Here is a 1,665-nt window from a genome sequence, read left to right as displayed (position 1 = left end):
CGACTGTGGAATAGGAACATGGCGGTTCAGCTCGGTCGGCTGGAAGGCGTTCCTGAACTTGTTCATGCGTCAGGGCCTCGGCCGAAGTCCAGGGTCTACGCTTCGTTGGCAGTGCTCGCGATTCTCACTGCGCACATCGACCCTGCTTCGACATGGCGATCGAGGATGAGCGGACTGGTGACCAGGGAATTCGCAGGTCTCGGTTTGTCGGTCGACCAGATGGGGTTCCCGAGTGGGTGGCAGAGCCAAGGGATCTGGTCGACTGGCTATCTTCCGCGGGCCGATCCTGTCTCTGCTGAACATCGGGAAGTGTTGCGACACTTCGAATGTGTGGGTACCGCTGAGGCAGGCAAATATATTGATGCCAGCGCTGAGGCGAAACGTAGGTCGAGCGCCGTGCGACTCTTACGGTCGCGCAACCAACTGCTGGGGCTGCCCGTCGGCAAGTCACGTCGGTTCCCTACCTTCCAGTTCGATACAAGCTCATGTGGCCTGTATTCGGAAGTTGGGCGTATCAATGCAGCACTGGAGGCGGAAAAGCGGCCGTGGGCTGCTGCTCTCTGGTGGATCAGCGCTAACACTGGGGTCGATGGTGCGGTGCCGATGTCGCTGTTGGGTTCTTCGGGGGACCGCACACGACTGCTCGCGGCCACCATTCCTGTGGACGAAGGATCGGCGGTCCGTCAGATCAAGGTCGATGAGCTTCCCGGGTAGGAAAGTCAGGCAGTTTTCCGTGGTCCGGTTGTGAGCCGCCGCTCTTCAGTGCGCAGCTGGGTCCACATTGTCGCCGGTCATGCGCGTCGCGCGGGTTACTGATGCTGGTCAACGAAACTCACGCTGGCACAGTGATTTTACCTGGCCCGCAGTCGAGTCCGGGAGACCTTGACCGGGCCTCAGCTGTTGTTGCTGGATACCTCAGGTCTGTGGAGCGCGGATTTCTTCTGCTGCCGAGTACCGGCAAGTGTGGCGGTAAGCCCGGCGATATGCAGTAGCAGTCCTGGCTAAGACGACATGTCAGTGGTGGCAGGGTCTTTCAGCCTGGCGACAGACAGGGTGATGCGAACACGTCGCAACCTTAGAGCGGGCACGACCTGCACGAGTGGTTCCGGCCTCGCCGGAGATTGGCCCCGCGCCAGTCCGCAATCAGCTCAGATGACTGGTCCTTCCGCCGTGAGACTTTGATCCAACGGTGTCAGGCGAACAACGCGCTGACGAAGGGGAGGGAATCGACCAGGGAGGCGTTGACGGTGCCGTCGTGGTCGGTGGGGTAGGTGCGGAAGGTGACGGGCTGGCCGTTGGCCTGGAGGACTGTGGCGTAGCGGAGGGTTTCGGGGGTGACCACGTCGGTGTCCCGCAGGCCCTGGCCCAGGAAGAGTGGGCGGTCGAAGCCGGATTCGGGCAGGCCCATGTAGCGCGCGAGCAGGCCGTGGACGTCGGGGATCGACGACAGCGGGCGGGCGAACATGCTGCCGACCGAGGGCTTCGCGGCGGCCAGCTCGTCGCCCAGTGGGCCGATGCAGCCGGTTTGGGCGCGGGCGAGCCAGGTCCGTCCGGTGTCGGTGAGCAGGCCGTCGATATCCAGGTCGGGGTAGGTGGTGCGCAGACCGCTGAGGATGTAGAGGACGTACGCGGTGAGGTGTGAGCTCAGGGCGATCGGGGGTACGC

General features: G+C 63.1%; 2 pseudogenes. One reads left to right on the top strand and one right to left on the bottom strand.

The features are described 5' to 3' along the window. Positions 1–714, top strand: a pseudogene (locus ACFWF3_RS35090) (hypothetical protein); the annotation flags it as partial. A gap of 478 nt (positions 715–1,192) precedes the next feature. On the opposite strand, the pseudogene ACFWF3_RS35085 reads toward ACFWF3_RS35090, so the two are convergent. Next, positions 1,193–1,665: pseudogene (locus ACFWF3_RS35085) on the bottom strand (lipase); the annotation flags it as partial.

Source organism: Nocardia sp. NPDC060220, from assembly GCF_042727815.1.
In the GTDB taxonomy this organism is placed as follows: Bacteria; Actinomycetota; Actinomycetes; order Mycobacteriales; family Mycobacteriaceae; genus Nocardia.
This window is presented reverse-complemented; position numbering and strand designations above follow the sequence as displayed.